Source organism: Pseudomonas sp. 1176_21 (genome assembly GCF_052850635.1).
In genome coordinates, this window is record NZ_VXCV01000003.1 from 402,046 (window position 1) to 424,292 (window position 22,247).

A 22,247-nucleotide genomic window follows, 5' to 3' on the forward strand; every position below is an offset into this window, starting at 1 on the left:
GTTACTTGCCGGGCACCAGGGTCAGGCGCTTGCTGCCGTAGGCGCGTTCGAAGTTCTGCGGCTGCATCGGGAAGGTCACGTAGCTGCCCTTGAACCAGGCATCCAGGCCGTCGGCGAAATGCGCGCTGGCCGGGTTGCCCGACTGCCCGCTGCTGCTCACCCCCTGCAGCGGCTCGGCCAGGCCGAAGTCGACCACCATGCGCATCGACGGCATCAGGCGGGCGTTGAAGTCCTGGCCCCAGGCATAGGCCGAGGCGTTGAGTGTGGTGTGGTCGCCGCCGGTGGCCAGCGGGCCGCGCTTGAGCGTGTCGCCCAGGCCATAGGGTGCTCTGACGGGCCAGTGGTACTGGTGCAGCTTGCCCCATTGCCAGGCCCGGCGGTCGGTGCCCATCTGCGCTTCGCCGGCGCTGATGGCCGCGGCCAGGCTGCGGGCCAGGATCGTCGGCTTGTCCTGCTTGCCCGGGCTGTTGCGGTCATCCCAGAACGGGCTGTCGTCGCGGCCCAGCAGGTGATCGGCCTGGGCCGAGTACGACAGCCGCGCATTGGCGACGAAGGCTTGCCAGCTCGGGCTGGTTTCAGGCCCCAGTTCATCGAGGAAGATCTGCCGGGCGCTTTGCTGCAGGAACAGCTCGTACACCGCGGCATCCGCCGATTGCGGGCTCAGGCGCCCGTCGAACGCCATCAGCCGGGTGTAGGCCTCGCGGGCGCGGGCCTTCTGCTCGGCGGGCAGGGCGTCGATGGCCTGCTTGAGCGGCTGGGCCATGCCGGGTGCTTCGAACATGGCCTTGAGCTTGGCGGCGAACAGGGTGGTCTGGTCGTACTGCATGGCGATCAGGCTGCGGCTGTCGTGCTTGCCGTTGCCGGCCAGCTGCGCCAGGCGTTCGGCACGCTCGGGGTAGTACCAGCTGTTGGACAGTTGCAGGCCATAGCCCTTGGGAATGCTGCGCTGGTTGGCATTGCCCAGCCAGCCTTGCGGCGGGTCCTGGTCGTAGGGGTGGAGCATGGCGTCGGCGTAGCCATCCCAGTCATAGCGCCCGTCGGCACCTGGGGAGGGCAGCAGGCCCTGGCCTTCGCGGCGGTTGGGGTAGCGGCCGGTAACCTGCCAGCCCACGTTGGCGGCGTCGGCGAACACCAGATTCAGCGCGGCGGCGCCGATTTCGCGGCTGGCGTCGAAGGCACGTTCGACGCTCTGTGCCCGCGACAGGTCGAAGAACGCATCAAGGCTCTTGTCGCCCTTGAGTTCGGGCATCTTCAGGGCCAGGCCGAGGCTGCCCTGGGTGCCGGTCAGCAGGGCGCCGTGGCGGGTTTCGTACAGGGTTTCGCGTTGCGGGCGCTGGCCCTTGACGAAGTAGGTCTCGTTGCGCGCCTGCACCGGCTGCCAGCGGCCGTCGACTTCATAGAGCACGCGGTTGCCTTCGCGCTTGAGTTTTTCCAGGTACAGGTCCTGGTTGTCGCCCATTGCCGCGCTGCTGCTCCAGGCCAGCTTGCCGTTGAAGCCGGACAGCACGAACGGCAGGCCGGCCAGGCTGAAGCCGGCGGCCTGGTATTTGGTGGTACGTACCTGCACCGGGCTCAAGGCCCAGGCGCCCTGGCTGTCGCTGGCCAGCAGGCTGCGGCCGCTGCGGCTGCGCTGCGGGGCGATGGCCCAGTTGCTCGACGCCGGGGTGCCCAGCAGGTTGAGCGCGGCCAGTTGCTCGCTGACCTTGTTCAGTGTGGCCAGGCCCGGCAGCTGGCTGCCCGGGTTCAAACCCTTGAGCTTGTCGGCTTCGGCCATGGCCAGCGGTTCGTCCGGGTAGCTGGGCAGCAGCCACGGCAGTGTGTCGGCACCGACTTTCTGCGCCAGGGTCAGTGCGGCGATTTCTTCCTGCAGGTTCACCGACTGGCTGAAGCTGTACAGGCTGAAGATCAGCGCCGAATCTTCAGGCTTCCAGTACTCGGGGCGGTAGCCGCTCTGGGCCAACGGGGCCGGCAGGCGGTCGCGGTAGCGGAACAGGTAGGCGTTGACCCCGCGTGCGTACACCTCGAAGAAGCGCTTGAGGCGCGGCGAGGCGTCGGCGTAGAGGTCGCTGGCGTTCTTTTTCAGGTTGACCGCGCGCATGAAGCGGTCGACCTCCAGCGCATCCGGGCCGGCCATCTCGGCCAGGCGCCCCTGGGCCAGCAGACGCATGCCGACCATCTGCCCGATGCGATCGCCGGCGTGCACATAGCCCAGGGTGAACAGCGCATCGTGGAAGCTGCTGCTCTCGATCAGCGGCATGCCCAGGGCGTTGCGCCGCACCGAGACGTTCTGTGCCAGCCCCTTGAGCGGTTGCACGCCGCTGGTGGGGATGACGCTGTCCTGATGGTTGCCCAGTTGGCAACCGCCCAGGCTGAGCAGCCCGAGCAGGGTCGCGGCGACGCCGAACCGGGGTAGAACGGGGGAAAGGGCTGGCGAGGCCATGGGCAAGGCTCCTGCAGGGGATGGCGCTAAAAGGCGCTACGTTAGTGAGCGCGATCACGCCATGCAAGCGGGGGCGCGGGCTTTATTTTCAAAGTACCGCGCGGCCTTGTCGTGGTTCAGGCTGGCGGCGGGTTGATCTGCTCGACCAGGGCGTAGGCGCGCTGTGTGGCGGGGCGTGCCTGGATGCGCTGGAACCAGCCTTTGAGGGCCGGGAAGTCGTCCAGGTTCTGCTGCTGCCAGGTGTGCGAAACGATCCACGGGTAGATCGCCATGTCGGCGATGCTGTAGTCGTTGCCGGCGACGAATGGTCGGTCGGCCAGGCGCTTGTTCAGTACCCCGTACAGGCGCGCGGTTTCGTCCACGTAGCGCTTGATGGCGTAGGGGATCTTTTCGGGGGCGAAGCGGTTGAAGTGGTGGTTCTGCCCGGCCATCGGGCCCAGGCCGCCCATTTGCCAGAACAGCCATTGCAGGGCCTCCTGGCGGCCGCGCAGGTCCTTGGGGATGAACTGCCCGGTTTTTTCGGCGAGGTAGAGCAGGATGGCCCCGGACTCGAACAGCGACAGCGGCTGGCCGTCGGCGGTGTCGTGGTCGACGATGGCCGGGATGCGGTTGTTGGGGGCGATTTTCAGAAAGTCTTCGGCAAATTGCTCGCCCTTGCCGATGTTGATCGGGTGAAGGGTGTAGGGCAGGCCGGTCTCTTCGAGAAACAGGGTGATCTTGTGGCCGTTGGGGGTGGTCCAGTAATACAGGTCGATCATGGTCACGCTCCGTTTGATGGTCGTCTGCTGGAACTGTGCTTGATGTCGAGGCGCAACGTGTGTGGGAGCGGGTCAGGCCCGCTCCCACAGGGGAGGCATCAGGCCCCGTGGCACTTCTTGAACTTCTTGCCGTTGCCGCATGGGCAAGGGTCGTTGCGGCCAACGTCCTTCAGGGCATTGCGCGCAGGTTCCTGAGGGGCATGGTTGCAGTGCGGGCCATGCACATGGCCGTGGTCATGATCATGCGCGTGATGGTCATGATCGTGATTGCAGTCGGGGCCATGAACGTGGGGTTGCTGGGTCATCGAGGGTTACTCCGGAATGAGATCGGCGGGAATTATCTCACCCTTGCGCAACAAGTGCAGGTCGTGGGCAAAGAATAATCCGGTGCTCAGCTCTCCCTCCAGGCGATAGGGGATGGCCTGATCGGGGCGCTTGAGCAGCTTGGCGATGGGCTTGAGCTGGCGCCACAGGTTGGTACGCACCGGTACCTGGATGGTGCGCCGACTGTGCGCGTCCACCCGAAACCACTGGCCGTGGTCGCCTTCGACCAGCAACAGGTCGGCCAGGTACACCGCGTAATGCAGGTTGCGCACCTGCAGGGTGCTGTCGTTGGGATTGTCGATGCGAAAGTGCAGGATGAACTCCTGCTGCATCAGCCGCGCCTTTACTGTCTCGACCCGCACCAGGTGCACGCCGGGGTCCTGGTAGCTGCCGCCCCACCAGCTGGCGCAGCCCGCCAGATTCATCAGCAGCAGGCCGATGAGCAGCCGACGGGCGCAGGTGGTCATGACTAATGGCTCATGTAGCTGGCGCAGCACTTCTTGAACTTCTGCCCGCTGGCGCATGGGCAGGCGTCGTTGCGCCCGGCCTTGAGGCCCACCGTGGGGTCGATGAAGTACCAGTGCCCGCCGTTGTGCACGAAGGCCGAGCGCTCGCGGTGGCTGTGCTCGCCGTCGTTGTCGTGCCAGCGCGCTGTGAAGGTGACGAACGCGTGATCGGGCTGGCCGCCGAACACCTCGGCGCTCTCGACCTCCAGGCCCAGCCAGGTGCTTTGCGCGCTCCAGGCGGCAATGCCGGCGCGATCCAGCCCGGCCTGCTGCACCGGCAGGGTGGTCTTGATCAGGTAATCCACCAGCCCCAGCACATAGGCGCTGTAGCGCGAGCGCATCAGCGTCTGTGCATCGGGCGCCGGGTGGCCGGCATGATAATGCCCGCAGCAGGCATCGAGCAGGTTACCGCTGCCGCACGGGCAAACCGAGACACTCATTGCATCACCACCAGTACTTTCCAAAATTTTGCGGGTTGGCCCAGAACTTGGCGTTGAGCCAGTCGGGTACCTGTTTGTAGTCACGTAGATCATAGGTGAACAGGTTCAATACCTGCTCGTCACGTTGAAAACGCTCGCTGTCCTGCAGCGCCAGTGCGTAGAAGTCGGTGTCGCGCCAGCCGCTGGCCGCAAGGTCGACCAGCACCGCCACGCGGCTGGCGTTGAGGTTGCGAATGCCGCCGAGCAGTTGCAGGCCCTGCTGGTTGCTCAGGTGTTCCAGGCAGTCCACCAGCACCGCCAGGTCGAAACGCTGCGCGGCAAGCTCGGCCGGCAGCGCGCCGGGGCGGGCCACGGCGATCTGCGCCTGCGGGTGCGCGGCGGCGAAGGCCTCCAGTGCCGGAAACGACGTGCCCACCAGCAACAGGCGTTGCGGGGCATGGTGCTCCAGCAGGGCGGCGAGGGCCTGCTGGGGCGTGCGCGAAGAAAAACGGTCAGTCATCGAAGCTCCTCGGTAATGCGTCAAGACTAGCCGGCCCGCGACGCAAGGCATAGAGGCACGCGCAAAGCGCCATGGCTTATTGCTGGCGCAGATGGAATCACCGGTCTTTACTCCCAGAGCATCGGTTTTGCACCGATTCCCCCTAGGAGACGCGACAAAATGAGCATAGTTCGCACAGCATTGCCTCTGGTTCTGCTAACCAGCGTATTGACTGGTTGTGCAGGTTTGCAAAAAACCGACTGGCCGAAGTGTGCCGCCGTCGGGGGCGTTGGCGGTGCCGCCCTGGGCGCCATCGAAAGCTCCAGCTGGGCCGGCTGGGGCGCGCTGCTCGGCGGCGGTCTGGCGGCCGGTTACTGCTGGGCCCATGGCGACGGCGACGAAGACGGTGATGGCGTACCGGACAGCCGTGACAAGTGCCCGGGCACCCCGCGTGGCGTTCAGGTCGATGCCAACGGCTGCCCGCCGGAGCCGGTCGCGGTGGTCGAGGAAGTCGTGGTGGTCAAGGAAGAGGTCATCGTGATCCGCGATGTGCTGTTCGAGTTCGACTCGGCCAGGCTCACCACGGCCGACAAACTGCGCCTGGACAAGATCGCCACGCGCCTCAAGGCCGAAGCCCCGAGCGCACGCCTGAGCGTCACCGGGCACACCGACAGCCGCGGCAGCGATGCCTACAACCAGAAACTCTCGGAGCGCCGCGCCCATTCGGTGACCGACTACCTGGTCGAGAGCGGCATTGCGCGCAGCAGTTTCGTTTCGGTGCAGGGTGCCGGTGAAACCCAGCCGGTGGCAGACAACAACACCGCCGACGGACGCGCGATGAACCGCCGCGTGGAAATTCGCATCGATCGCTGAAGCCCTTGCGCCCCGCGGCTTGTGAAGTGTCGCGGGCGCGTCTTTACTCCTGTGTGACCGGTACTGGCCGGTGACACAGGAGCATTCCCCATGAATGTAATCACCAAGGCTGCGCTGCCCGTGCTCGTGGTCGCCAGCCTGCTGTCCGGTTGCGCCACCCACAGCGATGGCAGCGCCCCGTTGAACCAACGAACCTGGCCCCTATGCAGCCTGCTGGGCGGCGCCGTGGGTGGCGGCCTGGGCGCCATCGAAAGCTCTGCCTGGGCCGGTGGCGGCGCGGCGCTGGGTGCCATCGCCGGTGGCCTGATCTGCTTTGCCCAGGACGGTGACGAGGACGGCGATGGCGTGTTCGACCGCCGCGACCGGTGCCCCGATACCCCGCCCAACACCCCGGTGAGTCACAACGGTTGCCCGTTGCCCCAATACCCGCCGAGCGAGAAGGCCCCGGCGCCTGAGCCCGAGGTGATCACCCTCAACGACCAGGGCAGCGTGATGTTCGCCTACGACTCGGCCGAACTCACCCCGGCCGCCCAGCAGCAGTTGCGTACCCTGACCGGCAAGCTCAATGACCCGAGCGTGGCCAGCATCAAGGTGATCGGACACACCGACAGCCGTGGCAGCGATGCCTACAACCAGGCGTTGTCCGAGCGGCGTGCCAGCAGCGTGGCCGAATACCTGATCAGCCAGGGCCTGGCACCGCAGAAAATCACCAGCCAGGGGCGTGGCGAGCGCGAGCCGATTGCCGACAACGAAACCGATGCGGGCCGCGCGCAGAATCGCCGGGTCGAATTGCACCTCAATTGATCGACAGCGGGGCTGGCATCCGGAGGGTGCCAGCCGGTAATGTGGCGTGCAGTGCCTGTGTCGCGTAAGCGGGCCGCCAAACAAGAAAACGCAACAACAAGGGGCGCGGGTATGAAGGCGTTGTGGGGGCTGGGCAAGGCCCTGACGGTAGTGTTCTGGTGGGTGGTACTGGTGAATCTGCTGATGCCGGCAGACAAGCCGTTCCACCAGCTGATCAACCTCGCGGGGGCCGTGCTGCTGGTGCTGCACGTGCTCGAGGTGCTGATGTTCAACGGACGGTTGCGTGAGCGCAGCCATCGCTGGTTCGACCGTTTGCAGATTCTGCTGGTCGGCATCTTTCATATCCAATCGATACCGGCCCCGCGCCAGGAGGCTGGTCATGCGTAAGGTCGTGTTGTTGGCAGCACTGTTCAGCCCGTTGGCCCTGGCCGATGCGATCAGCGTGGCGGCGCACTCGGTGCTGCGCCTGCCGAACAAGGCCAGCGTGGTGCACCTGCAGCGCCTGGAGGTGGCGGATTCGGCCACCCTGGTGCTGCCGGCGAGCCTGGTGGAATTGAAGGTGGATGAGCTGCACCTGGGCAACCAGGCGCGCATTGCCATCGTGCCGGCCGAGCATGCGCTGAGCATGGAAGTGGCCCAGGCGCAGTTGGGCCAGGGCAGTGAGATTGCTGCCCACGGTGCGCCGGGTACCTATGAGCGGGTCGCCAGGCCCGGACGTGACCTGAGCTTGCGCATTCAGGCGCTGGAGGCTTCAGAACTGGCCATCGACGCCCGTGGCGGCGCGGGGGCACCGGGGTATGTGGGGCTCGATGGTGGCAACGGCAAGGCGGGTGGTTGCACCTGGGGCCAGGCCAGCCGTGGCGCCAATGGCGACAACGGTGGCGATGGCCATGACGGGGCGCCCGGAGGCCGGGTGCGCCTGGCACTGCCGGCCAGCTTCCCGGCCGAGCAGATCAAGGTCAGGCTCGACGGCGGTGCGCCGGGGCTGGCAGGTGCGCCGGGCAAGCCGGGCGCAGGCGGGGCCAGCAAGGGTTGCCTGGTGTACCGCACCGATGCAGGGGCGACGGGAAGACCCGGGCAGCCCGGGCAACCGGGGGCGGCCGGGGCTGACGGGGAGCTGATTCTTCAGCGCCTCTGATCTTCAGGGCCGCTTCGCCGGCCAGGTCGGCTCCTGCAGGCAAACGTGGCCTTTGCAGGAGCCCGCCTTGCTGGCGAAGCGGTCACCTCACACCAGCAGCCGGCTCGATGCCACCAGCACCACCGCAATACCCAGCAGCAGATTGATCCCCACCAGGCGCCGAATGCGCCCGAGCACTGCGGCCCCGGCGGGCCAGTCCTGCGCCTTCACCGCCTTGCGCAACTCTGGCAGCAGCAGCGCCTGGATTCTCAGAAACAGCGCAAACATCGCAATCCCTGCGCCAATCATCACCTGCACATAACGTGGCGCAGTCTCGAACCCCGAGAAGCGCATGTGCATCATGCCAACGCCGGTGATCGCCAGCACCGCGACCGCCACCCAGACCCACACGAAAAAACGTTGAAACACTTCTACCCACAGCGTCAGCCGTGAAGGGCCGTCAAGCGCGGCCACCATGGCCGGGCGCAGGATCAGCCAGGCGAAGAACATGCCGCCCACCCAGATCAGGGCGGCCAGCAAATGCAGGCTGTAGGGGATGGCAAAGGCGGTCATCGGGAACTCCATTCGGCGCAAGGGGCAATAGCGGGGTATGATAGCGACCCATTCGAAACACTGAAAATTTATCCAGCCCTCCGGGCGCCCCGACACCATGATCAGCAACGAACTCAAATCCCAGATTCAGGGCGCCTATTCGCGTTTTCTCGAAGCCAAGAGCCTCAAGCCCCGCTACGGCCAGCGTCTGATGATCGCCGAAGTGGCCAAGGTGCTGGGCGACATCGCCGTGGACGACGAAGGCCGCCGCAGCGGCGAGCCCGCCGTGGTCGCGGTCGAGGCCGGCACCGGTACCGGCAAGACGGTGGCCTACAGCCTGGCCTCGATTCCCGCGGCCAAGGCTGCTGGCAAGCGCCTGGTGATCGCCACCGCCACCGTGGCCCTGCAGGAACAGATCGTGTTCAAGGACCTGCCGGACCTGATGCGCAACAGCGGCCTGAACTTCAGCTTCGCCCTGGCCAAGGGGCGTGGTCGCTACCTGTGCCTGTCCAAGCTCGACCTGCTGCTGCAGGAAGGCCACGCCCAGACCGCCACCGCGCAGCTGTTCGAGGAGGAGGGCTTTCGCATCGAGGTGGACGAGGCCAGTCAGAAGCTGTTCACCAGCATGATCGAGAAGCTGGCCGGCAACAAATGGGACGGCGACCGCGACAGCTGGCCACAGGCCCTGGAAGACCAGGACTGGTCGCGCCTGACCACCGACCACAGCCAGTGCACCGGCCGCCACTGCCCCAACTTCGGGCAGTGCACCTTCTACAAGGCCCGCGAGGGCATGGGCAAGGTCGACGTGATCGTCACCAACCACGACATGGTGCTGGCCGACCTGGCCCTGGGCGGCGGCGCCGTGCTGCCCGACCCGCGCGACACCATCTATGTGTTCGATGAAGGCCATCACCTGCCCGACAAGGCCATCGGCCATTTCGCCCATTACACCCGCCTGCGCTCGACCGCCGACTGGCTCGAGCAGACCGCCAAGAACCTGGCCAAGCTGCTGGCGCAGAACCCGTTGCCGGGCGACCTGGGCAAGTACATCGAGCAGGTGCCGGAACTGGCCCGCGAGATCAAGGCCCAGCAGCAGTTCATGTTCAGCGCCTGCGAGCAGGTGGCGGAGTTTCGCCCGGGCGAAGACATGGAAGGTCGCGAACGCCCGCGCTATCGCTTCGTCGGCGGCGTGGTGCCCGAGCACATGCGCGAGATGGGCATCGAACTGAAAAAGGGCTTTTCGCGCCTGACCGACCTGTTCACCCGACTCACCGACCTGCTCAAGGAAGGTATGGACGCCGAAGTCAGCATCGGCATCCCCAGCCACCAGGCCGAGGAGTGGTACCCGTTGTTCGGCAGCCTGCAGACCCGTGCCCAGGGCAACTGGGAGCTGTGGACCGCCTTTACCGCCGAAGACCCGGAAGACAGCCCGCCGATGGCGCGCTGGCTGACCCTGGCCGAAAGCGGTGCGCTGTTCGATATCGAGGTCAACGCCAGCCCGATCCTGGCGGCCGAGATGCTGCGCCGCAACCTGTGGAACGTCGCCCATGGCGCCCTGGTGACCTCGGCCACCCTGACCGCGCTGGGCAAGTTCGATCGCTTTCGCATGCGCGCCGGGCTGCCCAAGCTGGCCGTCACGGCGGTGGTGCCCAGCCCGTTCCACCACGTGGATGCGGGCGTGCTGCGCGTGCCGGACCTGCGCGCCGACCCGCGCGATGCTCCGGCGCATACCGCCGCGATCATCCGCGACCTGCCCGAGCTGGTGGAAGGCTCGCGTGGCTCGCTGGTGCTGTTCTCGTCGCGCAAGCAGATGCAGGACGTGTTCGACGGCCTGGACCGCGACTGGCGCAAGCAGGTGTTCATCCAGGGCAACCTGTCCAAGCAGGAAACCCTCAACAAGCACAAGGCGCGCGTCGACGGCGGTGACTCCAGCGTGCTGTTCGGCCTGGCCAGCTTTGCCGAAGGGGTCGACCTGCCGGGTGCGTATTGCGAGCACGTGGTCATCGCCAAGATTCCCTTCGCGGTGCCGGACGACCCGGTCGAGGCGGCCCTGGCCGAGTGGATCGAGGCCCGTGGCGGCAACCCGTTCATGGAGATCGCCGTGCCGGATGCCTCGCTGCGCCTGATCCAGGCCTGCGGGCGCCTGCTGCGTACCGAACAGGACCGCGGCACCATCACCCTGCTTGACCGGCGCGTGGTCACCCAGCGCTACGGCAAGGCTATCCTCAATGCGCTGCCGCCGTTTCGCCGGGAAATTTCCTGAGCGGCACAGCGCTTTGCAGTGCCCCGTTGTCTATTGCACAGATCAAGGCCCGCAAGGGCCATCAAGGAGAACTCCAGCCCTATGTTGCGCCGTACCCTGCCTGCCGTGATTGCACTGTTGTTCAGCTCGCCGCTGCTGGCCGGGCAACAGACGCTGTTCAACTTCGTTCGCCCGGCCGCGGTGGTCAATGTGGTGACCGAAGATGCCAGCCTGCCGCAGTACAACGCGGAGCAGACAGCCGAGGGCGAGGTATTGCGGCGCGTGGTGTTCAACCCCGTGGAGCGCCCGAGCCTGCGCCTTAGCCCGCAGACCGGGGTGTGGGACTGGACGGGCGCTACCGCGCTGACCTTGCGCATGCAGAGCGCCATGGACTGGGCGCTGAGCGTCGACGTGACGGTGCTCAGCAGCGACGGCAGTACCCTCACCAGCCGCATCGACCTGCCGGCCGGCCCGGCACAGACCGTGATGGTACCGCTGACCGCCAGCTCGCCGCTGACCCAGGGCATGCGTGTCGGCCCGCCGATGCCGTTCCGTCATAAGGGCCAGCGGGTGCTGCTGACCAGCAGCGAGGGCAAGGCCGACCTCAAGCAGGTGGTATCGGTCACGCTGTCGATGCCCAGGCCCAAGGTGGCGCAGAGCCTGCTGATCGAGCGCTTTGGCGTGCAGGACGACGACGTGCTGCAAAAGGCCGCCTATACCGGCCTCATCGACGGTTATGGGCAGTCCACCCGTGGTCGCTGGCCCGAAAAGATCAGCAGTGACGACCAGCTCAAGGCGGCTGCCCAGCGCGAGCAGCAGCAGCTCAAGGGCTGGCTGGACGAGCGCAGCAAGCTCAAGCTGGACACGTTCGGCGGCCTGCTTGGCGCTGAGGCATTCGAGGCCAAGGGGTTCTTTCGCACCGAAAAGCGTGAGGGTCGCTGGTTTCTGGTCACGCCGCTGGGGCATCCGTTCTACTCGCTGGGGGTCAATGCCGTGGCGGCCGATGGCGGTCGCACCTACGTGGAAGGGCGCGAGTCGATGTTCACCGCCTTGCCCGAGGCGCAGACCCCGCTGGCGCAGTACTACGGCCAGGGCGACAACCTGGACGGCAACGGTTCTTCCCAGGGGCGCGGTTTTGGCAAGGGGCGCTGGTTCGACTTCTACGCCGCCAACCTGGGCCGTGGCCACGCCACGCCGACGTTCGACCAGGCGCGCTGGCAGGGCCAGAGCCTGGATCGCCTGCAGGCCTGGGGTTTCAACACCCTGGGCAACTGGAGCGACAACGGCCTGCAGAGCGAACGCCTGGCCTACACCCTGCCGTTGTCCATCGGCGGCGACTACACCAGCATCAGCACGGGGGTGGACTGGTGGGGTGCGATGCCCGACCCGTTCGACCCGCGCTTTGCCATGGCCACCGAACGTGCTGTGGCGATTGCCGCGCGCGACCATCGCGACGATCCGTGGCTGATTGGCTATTTCGCCGACAACGAGCTGGCCTGGGCGGTGCCGGGTAATGAACCGAAGCAGCGTTATGCGCTGGCCTACGGCACCTTGCGCCTGACCACCGACTCGCCGGCCAAGCGTGCCTTTCTCAAGCAGCTGCGCGACAAGTACCGCAACCAGGAAGGCCTGTCCAAGGCGTGGGGCATCGAACTGACGACGTGGGAACTGATGGAGGACCCGGGTTTCGAGCCGCCGCTGCCCGACCCCGCGCACCCGGAAATCGAGGCCGACTTCAAGTATTTCCAGCGGGTGTTTGCCGAGACCTACTTCAAGACCATCTCCGACTCGCTGAAATGGCATGCGCCCAATCACCTGCTGCTGGGTGGGCGGTTTGCGGTCAGTACGCCTGAAGCGGTGGCGGCGTGTGCCAAGTACTGTGATGTGGTGAGCTTCAATGTGTATGCACCCACGCCGCAGGATGGCTACGACTTTGCCCAGCTCAATGCGCTGGACAAGCCGGTGCTGGTGTCGGAGTTCCAGTTTGGCTCGCGTGATCGTGGGCCGTTCGGGCCGGGGCCGATGGAAGTGGCGCGTGAGGAGGACCGTGGGCCGGCCTATGCGAACTTCGTCAAGGCGGCCTTGAAGGAGCCTTCGATTGTGGGAGTGCACTGGTTCCAGTACCTGGATCAGCCGGCCAGCGGGCGTTTGCTCGATGGCGAGAATGGGCATTTCGGCTTGGTGGGGATTACCGACGTGCCGTTTCAGGGGTTTGTGGAGAGTGTGCGCAAGAGCAATCTTGGGGTGGTGGAGCAACTGAACAAGCCGCTGGTGATGCCGGCACGGTAAGCGCCTGAGAGCGCAAGGGGACCGCCTGGCTTTGCGGTGTTCCCAAAAACCTCCAGTGCTGGAACAATGCCAGCCATTTTGTGGCGCAGTACGGCGGGGTAATTACGGGTGCAGATTCAAGGTCATTACGAACTCCAGTTCGAGGCGGTACGCGAAGCCTTCGCAGCACTTTTCGATGATCCCCAGGAACGCGGCGCCGCACTGTGCATCCAGGTCGGTGGCGAAACGGTCCTCGACCTGTGGGCCGGCACCGCCGACAAGGACGGCCAGCAAGCCTGGCACAGCGATACCATCGCCAACCTGTTCTCCTGCACAAAAACCTTCACCGCCGTCACCGCCCTGCAACTGGTGGCCGAAGGCAAGCTGGCGCTGGATGCACCGGTCGCTCGCTACTGGCCAGAATTTGCCCAGGCCGGCAAGAGCTCGGTAACCCTGCGCCAACTGCTGTGCCACCAGGCCGGCCTGCCGGCGATCCGCCAGTTGCTGCCCGCCGAAGCCCTGTACGACTGGCAGACCATGGTCGACACCCTGGCCGCCGAAGCCCCCTGGTGGACCCCCGGCACCGCCCACGGCTACGCCGCGATCACCTACGGCTGGCTGCTGGGCGAGCTGATTCGCCGCGCCGACGGCCGCGGCCCGGGCGAGTCGATCGTGGCGCGCACCGCCAGGCCCCTGGGGCTGGATTTCCATGTGGGACTGGACGATGAAGAGTTCTACCGTGTCGCGCACATCGCCCGGGGCAAAGGCAACCCGGGTGACGAGGCAGCCAAGCGGCTGCTGCAGGTGACCATGCGTGAGCCCGAGGCGTTGTCCACCCGCGCCTTCACCAACCCGCCAGCCATCCTGACCAGTACCAACAAGCCTGAGTGGCGACGCATGCAGCAACCGGCGGCCAACGGCCACGGCAACGCACGCAGCCTGGCCGGGTTCTATGCCGGGCTGCTTGACGGCAGCCTGCTGGAATCGGAACTGCTCGACGAACTGACCCGCGAACACAGCCTGGGCCAGGACAAGACCCTGCTGACCCAGACCCGCTTCGGCCTGGGCTGCATGCTTGATCAGCCACAGGTGCCCAACGCCACGTTCGGGCTGGGCGCCAAGGCTTTCGGGCACCCGGGGGCCGGCGGCTCGGTCGGTTTTGCCGATCCGGAGCACGACGTGGCCTTTGGCTTTGTCACCAATACCCTGGGCCCGTATGTCCTGATGGACCCGCGGGCACAGAAACTGGTTCGGGTGCTGGCCGGCTGCCTTTGATCGGGTAAGTCCCTGCAACCGGAACCCATTGTCTATTCTGGATTCCAACAGCCTGCGCTGTCGGGTCAAATTTCTTTCATTTTCATGGTGTATCGCTGATGTCTTCACATAAAACCTTAGCTCTCGCCCTGTGCCTGGCCGTGACCGGTTGCGCACAGCACCCTCAGAACGGCTCGGCCGATGGCGGCCATGGCTGGTGGCCCTTCGGCTCCGACAAGGTGGCCGAAAAGGACGTGAAGGATGTGGTCACCGAGAAGGTTGCCCAGGCTGATGCCAAGTCTGAAAGCAGCAGCCGCTGGTGGTGGCCGTTCGGAAACAGCGACAAGGCCCAGAGCCAGGCCCAGACGGTACCCAAGATCGACGTCAAGGCCACCCAGGCCTGGCTCGACGACTACGAGCCCAAGCTGCGCGAAGCGATCAAGGACAGCAAGTTCGAGCTCGAGCGCCGCGAAGACGTGCTGGTGGTGACCGTGCCGGTCGACTCTTCGTACAACCCTGACCGCCCCGCCATGCTGTTGCCGGCCACCCTCGGCCCGATCACGCGCGTGGCCAAGGTGATCGAGACCGACTCCAAGACCGCCGTGCTGGTACTCGGCCATGCCGACAGCAGCGGCGCAGCTGCTGCCAACCAGAAGCTGAGCCAGGAGCGCGCCCAGTCGGTATCGGCGATTTTCCGCCTCAGCGGCCTTCAGCGTGATCGCCTGATGCTGCGTGGCATGGGGTCGGTGGCGCCGCGCGCCGCCAACGACAGTGTGCAGGGCCGCGCCTTGAACCGCCGCGTCGAGCTGCTGTTGACGCCACAGAACACCATGCTGGCGCTGGTGGCCAAGTACCAGCAGCCGACCCCTAGCCCGGCCGAACTGGTTGCCGTGCAGGACGTCAAGGCACCGGTCAAGGCCGCTGCCAAGCCCGCCACCAAACCAGCGGCGAAAGCCACTGCGAAAAAAGCCCCGGCCGCCAAGCCGGTGGCCAAGAAGAAGCCGGCTGCAGCCGCTGCCAAGCCGGCCGCCAAGAAAGCTGCCCCGGCCGCGAAGAAAGTCGTTGCCAGCAGCACCAGCCCTGCGAAGACCAACTGATCGTCAAGGAAACGCAGCATGACCCAGACCCTGGCCGATATGCGCCGCGACTACACTCGCGACGGCCTGACCGAAACCCAGGCGCCGGCAGAGCCGTTCGCGTTGTTTCACCAATGGTTCGAGGATGCCGTCAAGACCGAGCAGCCGCCCGTCGAAGCCAACGCCATGACGTTGGCAACGGTGGACGGCGAGGGGCGTCCGCATTGCCGTATCCTGCTGCTCAAGGGGCTGGATGAGCAGGGCTTCACCTTCTTCACCAACTACGAAAGTGCCAAGGGCCATCACCTGCGCGCCAACCCGTTCGCCGCCATGACCTTCTTCTGGCCCACCCTGGAACGCCAGGTGCGCATCGAAGGCAAGGTGGTGAAGGTCACGGCGCAGGAATCCGATGCGTATTACCAGGTACGCCCGCTGGGTAGCCGCCTGGGCGCCTGGGCATCGCCGCAGAGCCGGGTGATCGCCAACCGTGAAGAGTTGCAGGATCTGGTCAGGGCCACCGAGCAGCGCTTCAGCGATAGCCAGCCGCACTGCCCCGAGCACTGGGGTGGCTACCGCCTGCTGCCGGAACGCATCGAGTTCTGGCAGGGCCGCCCGAGCCGCCTGCATGATCGTCTCAACTACCGGCTCAAACAGGGGCTGTGGCTGCGCGAGCGCCTGGCCCCTTAACCGGCGCGGTATTCGGCGGCCGCGCGTTCCAGCCAGGCCGCCAATTCCTTGCGTTTGACCTTTTGCGCCCTGGCGCTGTCCAGACGTTGTAGCATGAAGACGCGTTTGTGCTCGTCGTCCCCGGCCAGCGACAGGGCCAGGTCGCGGTCCATCCAGCGCTTGATGCGTACATACAGCCACCCGTGAAAATACAGACCCGCCAGGGTGGTTACGGCGATGATGAAGTAATCCATGTCTATCCTTGCCTGTTGAGTGTTGGGGTCATGGCGGGGATCAAGTGCCTGTACCGACGCTGAATGGAAGCAATTTTATACACCGTGTGTCGTGACAGTGGTCAACGCGCGGAGTCTAATGACTACCTGTCTTCTGGAGATGATCCTATGCGTAAATCAGTTTTGTTGGTGGCGTCGTTCACCACGATGTCGCTGCTGCTTGGCGGCTGTACCTCCAACCTGACCGGCGATTCCTATTCCCGCGATGAAGCCCGTCGCGTGCAGCAAGTGCGCATGGGTACCATCGAGTCGCTGCGTCCGGTCAAGATCGAAGGCACCAAGACCCCGATCGGCGGCGGCGCCGGTGCCATCGTGGGTGGCGTGGCCGGCAGCGCGGTAGGCGGCGGTCGTGGCAGTATCGTCGCGGCAGTCATCGGTGCGGTAGCCGGCGGCCTGGCAGGTTCTGCAGCCGAGGAAGGCCTGACCCGCACCCAGGGTGTGGAAATCACCGTGCGTGAAGACGATGGCAGCATGCGCGCCTATGTCCAGCAGGTTCAGCAGAACGAAATCTTCCGGGTGGGCGAGCGCGTTCGCATCATGACCGTGGATGGCACCAGCCGGGTTTCTCACTGAACCTTGTCCTGCAGCCCTCTGGCTATGAGGGCGTGCAAACAAAACCCCGACTCGGCACCGCCGGTCGGGGTTTTTCATTGCCGGTTCGGCATCAACTGCCGACGGCCTTGCGGCTAGCCATGGCGGTTACCGCGTAGCCGATCACCGCTGCCAGGATGGAACCGGTGAGAATGCCCATGCGGTCCATGCCGGCGTACTCGCTGCTGCCCGGCACGAAGGCCAGCGAGCCGACGAACAGGCTCATGGTGAAGCCGATGCCGCACAGGATCGCCACCCCCAGCACCTGGCCCCAGTTGGCGCCACTGGGCAGGGCGGCCAGGCCCAGCTTGATCGCCAGCCACGTCAGGCCGAACACCCCGACGGTCTTGCCCAGCAGCAGGCCGACCGCGATGCCCATCGGCACATGGTGGGTAAAGCTCTCGGCGGTGACGCCGGCCAGCGACACGCCGGCATTGGCGAAGGCGAACAGAGGCAGGATACCGAACGCCACCCAGGGGTGAAGGGCGTGCTCCAGCGCCAGCAGGGGCGACGGCTCGGCGTTGCGAGTGCGCAGCGGGATGGTCAGCGCCAGGGTGACACCGGCCAGCGTGGCATGCACGCCGCTCTTGAGTACGCACACCCACAGGATCAACCCGATCACCATGTACGGCCCCAGCTTGACCACCCCCATCCGGTTCATCGCCACCAGCGCTACCAGGCAGGCGGCGGCCAGCATCAGCGACAGGCTGGACAGGGCGCCGGAGTAGAACAGGGCGATGACGATGATCGCGCCCAGGTCGTCGATGATCGCCAGGGTCATCAGGAACAGCTTGAGCGACACCGGTACACGCTTGCCGAGCAGGGCCAGCACGCCGAGGGCGAAGGCGATATCGGTGGCGGTGGGGATCGCCCAGCCGGCCACGGCGGCGGGGTTGTCCTTGTTGAGGAAGTAGTAGATCAGTGCCGGCACCACCATGCCGCCGATGGCGGCTGCGCCGGGCAGCACGATTTGCGAGGGCCTGGACAGGTGGCCGTCGATGATCTCGCGCTTGACCTCCAGGCCGATGAGCAGAAAGAACAGTGCCATCAGGCCGTCGTTGATCCACAGCAGCAGGGGCTTGGCGATTTGCAGCGCGCCCACCTGGGCCACCACGGGCACGTCGAGCAGGCCGTTGTAGAGGTAGGAGAGGGGGGAGTTGTTGATGATCAGCGCAAGGGCAGCCGCGGCAATCAGCAGCAGGCCGCTGGCTGATTCGAGCTGGAAGAAACGCGTGAATGTGCTGCGTAGAGGCAAGGGTGCTCCTCCATCCTGAAATTCGAAGAGGAACACCCTACCCTGTGGGGATATGCTTTAGAACAAAAACTATATTCTTTTTTGTTATATGCTATTGCGGCTTTTCCGCCAGCAAGGCCAACCCCTGCAGGGGCCGATCTTGCCGGCGAAACGGCCCGCAAGCCCTACCTCACGCTTCCAGGTCCAGCCCCAGCATGCTGCGCGCCACCGCCTCGGCCACACGAATTCCGTCCACGCCCGCCGACAGAATCCCGCCTGCATACCCAGCCCCCTCACCGGCGGGGAACAGCCCCTTCAGGTTCAGGCTCTGCAGGCTGGCATCACGGGTGATGCGCAGCGGCGAGGAGGTACGCGTCTCGATGCCGGTCAACACCGCATCGGGCAGGTTGTAACCCTTGATCTGGCGGTCGAACGCCGGCAGTGCCTCACGGATCGCCTCGATGGCGAAGGCCGGCAGGCTCAGCGCCAGGTCGCCCAGGCTCACGCCCGGCTTGTACGAGGGTTCCACGCCGCCCAGGGCGGTGGATGGCTTGCCGGCGACAAAGTCGCCCACCAGTTGCGCCGGTGCCTGGTAGTTGCTGCCACCCAGCTCATAGGCCAGGCTCTCCAGACGTTCCTGCAGTTCGATGCCGGCCAGCGGGCCGCCCGGGTAGTCCTGCTCGGGGGTGATGCCGACCACGATGCCAGAGTTGGCATTGCGCTCGTTGCGCGAGTACTGGCTCATGCCGTTGGTCACCACGCGGCCCGGTTCGCTGGTGGCAGCTACCACCGTGCCGCCCGGGCACATGCAGAAGCTGTATACCGAACGTCCGTTCTTAGCGTGGTACACCAGCTTGTAGTCGGCCGCGCCGAGTTTCGGGTGTCCGGCATACTTGCCCAGGCGGGCCTTGTCGATCAGGGTCTGCGGGTGCTCGATGCGAAAGCCGATGGAGAACGGCTTGGCTTCCATGAACACGCCCCGCGCATGCAGCATGCGGAAGGTGTCGCGGGCGCTGTGCCCCAGGGCCAGGATCACGTGGCGCGAATGCAGCTGTTCGCCACTTTCGAGTACCACGCCGGTCAGTTGCTCGCCCTCGCTGATCAGGTCGGTGACCTTCTGCTCGAAACGCACCTCGCCGCCCATGGCTTCGATCTGCTGGCGCATGTTCTCGACCATGCCGGTCAGGCGGAAGGTACCGATGTGCGGCTTGTTGACGTACAGGATCTCGTCCGGCGCACCGGCCTTGACGAACTCGTGCAGCACCTTGCGGCCGTGATGCTTCGGGTCCTTGATCTGGCTGTACAGCTTGCCGTCGGAGAAGGTGCCGGCACCGCCTTCGCCAAACTGCACGTTGGACTCGGGGTTGAGCACGCTCTTGCGCCACAGGCCCCAGGTGTCCTTGGTGCGTTGGCGCACCTCCTTGCCGCGTTCGAGGATGATCGGCTTGAAGCCCATCTGTGCCAGCAGCAGGCCGGCGAAGATCCCGCACGGGCCGAAGCCGACCACGATCGGGCGTTCGGCAAGCTCGGCCGGCGCCTGGCCGACGGGCTTGTAGCTGACGTCCGGAGCCGGGGTGATGTTGTGATCGTCGGCGAACTTCTGCAGCAGCTCAGCTTCGTTGCTGGCTGTCAGGTCGATGGTGTAGATGAACAGCAGTTCGGTGTTCTTCTTGCGCGCATCGTAGCTGCGCTTGAACAGCGTGAAGTCCAGCAGCTGGTCGTCGCTGATCCCCAGGCGCTGCACGATGGCTTCGCGCAGGGCTTCGTCCGGGTGATCCAGCGGCAACTTCAGTTCAGTGATTCGTAGCATGACAGGGTCCAGTATCCCGGCCATCAAAGGGCCGGCGGCTTTGCACAAACCGCCAAGTATAAGCTGTTCGCAGGCGCTTAAGGCAGCTTAAACGCGTGCGGCCGGTCAGTCGTTGCGCGAGCCGCCGTAGTAGCCGCAGCCACGCAGGGTCTGGCCATCGATGCGCAGTTCGGCGCTCAGGTGGCTGACCGCGCCGGTGGCGATGTCCACGCAGCGCTGCGGGGCGACCCACAGGTCGATGCGCTGGCCATTGGCTTCGGTGCTCAGTGACAGGCGCCCGTCGGGCATCTGTTCTTCCAGGTACGGCACCGCCAACGAGGGCTGGCCTGGGCGGTCGAGCACCATGCCCTGGCCGCTGGCCTTGATGTTCCAGTCTGGCTCATGGCCGCTGGCGCGCAGGATCAGGCGCTTGAAGTTCGGGTCGCTGCAGGCGCTGGAGGAGTGCTCGACGCGGTACAGCTGTTGCACGTCGAGCTGGCCATCGTTGCCGGCCTGCTGGCTGCCGGCCAGCTTGCCGCGCACGTCGGCGAACAGGGTGCCGGGGGTTGCCGCCAGTGCCGAAGCTTCCTGCAGCAGGCCGGTGTTGCCGGTGTCGCGGACCACGAAGCGGCGGCTCTCCTCGCACGGCTTGAACAGTAACTGGCCGCCAGCGGCGGACAGCTCGCCCTGCAGGCGAGTCATGCCGACGGTGGACACCGTCTCGGGTTTGTCTGCCAGCATCTGGCAACCGGCGAACAGGGGCAGCAGGGCGGCTAACAGCAGCGAAGGGGCGGCACGCATCGGGGGGCTCCAGCATCGGGTCCAGAAAAGTGCCGTCACGTTACGCAGCCTGGGGCGCAATCACAAGGCCCTAGCCCACGTGATAGGTCTGCCCGGTCTGCAGCCCCTCCACGCTCTTGGCGTAGGCCAGCGCCACGTCGGCCGCCGGTACCGGCTTGAAGCCGCGAAAGTAGGGGGCATAGTCGGGCATGGCCTCGAGCAGCACGGTCGGACTGATGGCGTTGACCCGCAGCCCGCGTGGCAGCTCGATGGCGGCGGCGCGCACGAAGGCGTCGATGGCACCGTTGACCAGGCTGGCCGAGGTGCCGGTACGGATCGGGTCGTGGCTGGTGACGCCGGTGGTGAAGGTGAACGAGCCGCCGTCATTGATGAACTCGCGACCGATCAGCAGCAGGTTGACCTGGCCCATCAGCTTGTCGTTCAGGCCCAGGGCAAACCCCTGTTCGTCCAGTTCGTCCAGGGGCGCGAACACCACGTTGCCGGCGGCGCACACCAGGGCATCGAAGCGCCCGGTCTGCTCGAACAGGCGGCGAATCGAGGCACTGTCGCTGATATCGGCCTGCAGGTCGCCGCTGTTGCGACCGACCCGGATCACCTCGTGGCGCTGTTCCAGTTCACGGGCCACGGCCGAACCGATGGTACCGCCGGCGCCGATCAGAATGATTTTCATGGGGCTGTTCCTCGTGTGTGGGGTGAGGTTTCAGTCTAGGGTGGATTTTTGCGTGAATAAGCCTGCTAATAGGCAACCTTTGGTTTTCATGCGGAAACAATCCATGAGCGAGCTGGACGATCTGGCGGCCTTTGCGGTGTTGATGGATGCGGGCAGTTTTACCCTGGCCGCGGAGCAGCTGGGCTGGAGCAAGGGGCAGTTGTCCAAGCGCATCAGCCAGCTGGAGAGCAGCCATTCGGTCAAGCTGCTGCACCGCACCACGCGGCGCCTGAGCCTGACCGCCGCGGGCGCAGCGCTGCTGCCCCAGGCCCAGGCGCTGGTGCGCCAGGTGACCCAGGCGCGCCAGGCGCTGTCGCGGCTCAAGGATGACCTGTCGGGCCCGGTGCGGGTGACGGTGCCGGTGTCGCTGGGTGAAACCTTCTTCGAAGGCCTGCTGCTGGAGCTGGGCAACCAGTACCCGCAGTTGCAGATCGAACTGGAACTGGACAATGCCTACCGCGACCTTCTGCGCGACGGCTTCGACCTGGCCATCCGACAGATCCCGGGCAATGACGAGCGCCTGGTGGCGCGGCCGCTGCTGGCCATGCAGGAGCTGACCTGCGCCAGCCCGGCGTACCTGGAGCGCCACGGCACGCCGACCACGCCGCAGGCGCTGGCCGAGCATCGCTGCCTGCTCAACAGTCATTACAGCGGACGCGAGGAATGGCTGTACCACCAGCAGCATGAATTGCTGCGGGTGCAGGTGGCGGGGAATTTTGCCAGCAATCACTACAGCCTGTTGAAGAAGGCGGTGCTGGTGGGGGCGGGGGTGGCGCGGCTGCCGTCCTACATGTTGCATGCCGAGCTGGCGGACGGGCGCTTGTGCTGGTTGCTGCGCGATTACCAGACACGCAGTACGCCGTTGTTCCTGGTGCACCCGTATCAGGGCGGGATGCCCAAACGCGTGCAGGTGGTGGCCGATTACCTGGTGCGCTGGTTCAAGCGTGGCAGCCAGGCGCTGGGTGCGTTGCCGGTACCGGCCCCTTCACCGACAACGCCGGCTCCTGCACTGTAGGAGCCGGCGTTGCCGGC

General features: G+C 65.7%; 23 protein-coding genes. 11 read left to right on the top strand and 12 right to left on the bottom strand.

The genetic code is table 11. The features are described 5' to 3' along the window. Window position 1 precedes the first annotated feature (1 nt). From FW760_RS09970 to FW760_RS09995, 6 genes are all read right to left on the bottom strand, one after another. A complete protein-coding gene (locus FW760_RS09970) occupies window positions 2-2,440 on the bottom strand; it encodes a penicillin acylase family protein (protein ID WP_446443766.1) in 2,439 nt (812 codons plus the stop codon). 116 nt (window positions 2,441-2,556) lie between these two features. After that, window positions 2,557-3,198, bottom strand: coding sequence for a glutathione binding-like protein (locus FW760_RS09975; protein WP_043862633.1), 642 nt, complete (start codon window positions 3,196-3,198; stop codon window positions 2,557-2,559). Between the two features lie 98 nt (window positions 3,199-3,296). Then, window positions 3,297-3,503: an SEC-C metal-binding domain-containing protein gene (locus FW760_RS09980; protein ID WP_078480560.1), complete on the bottom strand. Its 207-nt coding sequence runs from the start codon at window positions 3,501-3,503 to the stop codon at window positions 3,297-3,299. A 6-nt stretch (window positions 3,504-3,509) separates the two neighbouring features. After that, a complete protein-coding gene (locus FW760_RS09985; RefSeq protein WP_043862632.1) occupies window positions 3,510-3,989 on the bottom strand; it encodes an LEA type 2 family protein in 480 nt (159 codons plus the stop codon). A gap of 2 nt (window positions 3,990-3,991) precedes the next feature. Then, window positions 3,992-4,468, bottom strand: a complete 477-nt coding sequence (locus FW760_RS09990; protein WP_043862631.1) for a YchJ family protein — start codon at window positions 4,466-4,468, stop codon at window positions 3,992-3,994. Window positions 4,469-4,472: 4 nt separating this feature from the next. Beyond that, window positions 4,473-4,967 (bottom strand): DUF6231 family protein, encoded by a 495-nt coding sequence (locus FW760_RS09995; protein WP_043862630.1) that lies wholly within the window; start codon window positions 4,965-4,967, stop codon window positions 4,473-4,475. Between the two features lie 159 nt (window positions 4,968-5,126). Here FW760_RS09995 and FW760_RS10000 point away from each other — a divergent pair, with 159 nt between their 5' ends. The 4 genes from FW760_RS10000 to FW760_RS10015 all read left to right on the top strand — a co-directional run bounded on the left by FW760_RS10000 (window position 5,127) and on the right by FW760_RS10015 (window position 7,761). Next, window positions 5,127-5,819: an OmpA family protein gene (locus FW760_RS10000; protein WP_043862629.1), complete on the top strand. Its 693-nt coding sequence runs from the start codon at window positions 5,127-5,129 to the stop codon at window positions 5,817-5,819. 90 nt (window positions 5,820-5,909) lie between these two features. Beyond that, window positions 5,910-6,623: an OmpA family protein gene (locus FW760_RS10005; RefSeq protein ID WP_054914734.1), complete on the top strand. Its 714-nt coding sequence runs from the start codon at window positions 5,910-5,912 to the stop codon at window positions 6,621-6,623. A 111-nt stretch (window positions 6,624-6,734) separates the two neighbouring features. Beyond that, complete coding sequence (locus FW760_RS10010) at window positions 6,735-7,010, top strand: DUF1145 domain-containing protein (protein WP_116052156.1); 276 nt, start codon at window positions 6,735-6,737, stop codon at window positions 7,008-7,010. Next, window positions 7,003-7,761 carry a hypothetical protein gene (locus FW760_RS10015; RefSeq protein ID WP_043862626.1) on the top strand — a complete coding sequence of 253 codons (759 nt, stop codon included), beginning with the start codon at window positions 7,003-7,005 and terminating at the stop codon, window positions 7,759-7,761. The genes FW760_RS10010 and FW760_RS10015 overlap by 8 nt, the downstream gene beginning before the upstream one ends. A gap of 87 nt (window positions 7,762-7,848) precedes the next feature. Here FW760_RS10015 and FW760_RS10020 read toward each other — a convergent pair whose 3' ends face one another. Next, window positions 7,849-8,313 (bottom strand): CopD family protein, encoded by a 465-nt coding sequence (locus FW760_RS10020; protein WP_043862625.1) that lies wholly within the window; start codon window positions 8,311-8,313, stop codon window positions 7,849-7,851. 97 nt (window positions 8,314-8,410) lie between these two features. Here FW760_RS10020 and dinG point away from each other — a divergent pair, with 97 nt between their 5' ends. The 5 genes from dinG (at window position 8,411) to pdxH (ending at window position 15,819) form a co-directional block, all read left to right on the top strand. Further along, the gene (gene dinG, locus FW760_RS10025; protein WP_043862624.1) at window positions 8,411-10,555 is read left to right on the top strand and encodes an ATP-dependent DNA helicase DinG; all 2,145 of its coding nucleotides are present in this window, start codon (window positions 8,411-8,413) and stop codon (window positions 10,553-10,555) included. A gap of 81 nt (window positions 10,556-10,636) precedes the next feature. Continuing rightward, window positions 10,637-12,823 carry a beta-galactosidase gene (locus FW760_RS10030; RefSeq protein ID WP_446443767.1) on the top strand — a complete coding sequence of 729 codons (2,187 nt, stop codon included), beginning with the start codon at window positions 10,637-10,639 and terminating at the stop codon, window positions 12,821-12,823. A gap of 108 nt (window positions 12,824-12,931) precedes the next feature. Further along, window positions 12,932-14,077, top strand: coding sequence for a serine hydrolase domain-containing protein (locus tag FW760_RS10035; protein WP_446443768.1), 1,146 nt, complete (start codon window positions 12,932-12,934; stop codon window positions 14,075-14,077). Between the two features lie 98 nt (window positions 14,078-14,175). After that, window positions 14,176-15,153 carry an OmpA family protein gene (locus FW760_RS10040; RefSeq protein WP_446443769.1) on the top strand — a complete coding sequence of 326 codons (978 nt, stop codon included), beginning with the start codon at window positions 14,176-14,178 and terminating at the stop codon, window positions 15,151-15,153. Between the two features lie 18 nt (window positions 15,154-15,171). After that, the gene (gene pdxH / locus FW760_RS10045; protein WP_116052153.1) at window positions 15,172-15,819 is read left to right on the top strand and encodes a pyridoxamine 5'-phosphate oxidase; all 648 of its coding nucleotides are present in this window, start codon (window positions 15,172-15,174) and stop codon (window positions 15,817-15,819) included. Here the strand turns inward: pdxH and FW760_RS10050 are convergent. Then, window positions 15,816-16,052: a hypothetical protein gene (locus tag FW760_RS10050; RefSeq protein ID WP_043862619.1), complete on the bottom strand. Its 237-nt coding sequence runs from the start codon at window positions 16,050-16,052 to the stop codon at window positions 15,816-15,818. The two genes, pdxH and FW760_RS10050, sit on opposite strands and share 4 nt — an antisense overlap. A 147-nt stretch (window positions 16,053-16,199) precedes the next feature. Here FW760_RS10050 and FW760_RS10055 point away from each other — a divergent pair, with 147 nt between their 5' ends. Beyond that, window positions 16,200-16,664: a glycine zipper 2TM domain-containing protein gene (locus tag FW760_RS10055; protein WP_043862618.1), complete on the top strand. Its 465-nt coding sequence runs from the start codon at window positions 16,200-16,202 to the stop codon at window positions 16,662-16,664. Window positions 16,665-16,755: 91 nt separating this feature from the next. Here the strand turns inward: FW760_RS10055 and nhaA are convergent, their stop codons facing one another. The 4 genes from nhaA to FW760_RS10075 all read right to left on the bottom strand — a co-directional run bounded on the left by nhaA (window position 16,756) and on the right by FW760_RS10075 (window position 21,176). Next, a complete protein-coding gene (gene nhaA, locus FW760_RS10060) occupies window positions 16,756-17,937 on the bottom strand; it encodes a Na+/H+ antiporter NhaA (protein ID WP_078480555.1) in 1,182 nt (393 codons plus the stop codon). Between the two features lie 169 nt (window positions 17,938-18,106). Next, on the bottom strand, window positions 18,107-19,726 hold the full coding sequence (locus FW760_RS10065; protein WP_116052152.1) for an NAD(P)/FAD-dependent oxidoreductase: 1,620 nt from the start codon (window positions 19,724-19,726) through the stop codon (window positions 18,107-18,109). Window positions 19,727-19,831: 105 nt separating this feature from the next. After that, window positions 19,832-20,506: a COG3650 family protein gene (locus FW760_RS10070; protein ID WP_043862615.1), complete on the bottom strand. Its 675-nt coding sequence runs from the start codon at window positions 20,504-20,506 to the stop codon at window positions 19,832-19,834. A gap of 70 nt (window positions 20,507-20,576) precedes the next feature. Beyond that, on the bottom strand, window positions 20,577-21,176 hold the full coding sequence (locus tag FW760_RS10075) for a short chain dehydrogenase (RefSeq protein ID WP_043862614.1): 600 nt from the start codon (window positions 21,174-21,176) through the stop codon (window positions 20,577-20,579). A 103-nt stretch (window positions 21,177-21,279) separates the two neighbouring features. On the opposite strand from FW760_RS10075, the gene FW760_RS10080 reads away from it, so the two are divergent. Next, window positions 21,280-22,230: a LysR family transcriptional regulator gene (locus FW760_RS10080; RefSeq protein ID WP_043862613.1), complete on the top strand. Its 951-nt coding sequence runs from the start codon at window positions 21,280-21,282 to the stop codon at window positions 22,228-22,230. The last annotated feature ends 17 nt before the right edge of the window (window positions 22,231-22,247 follow it).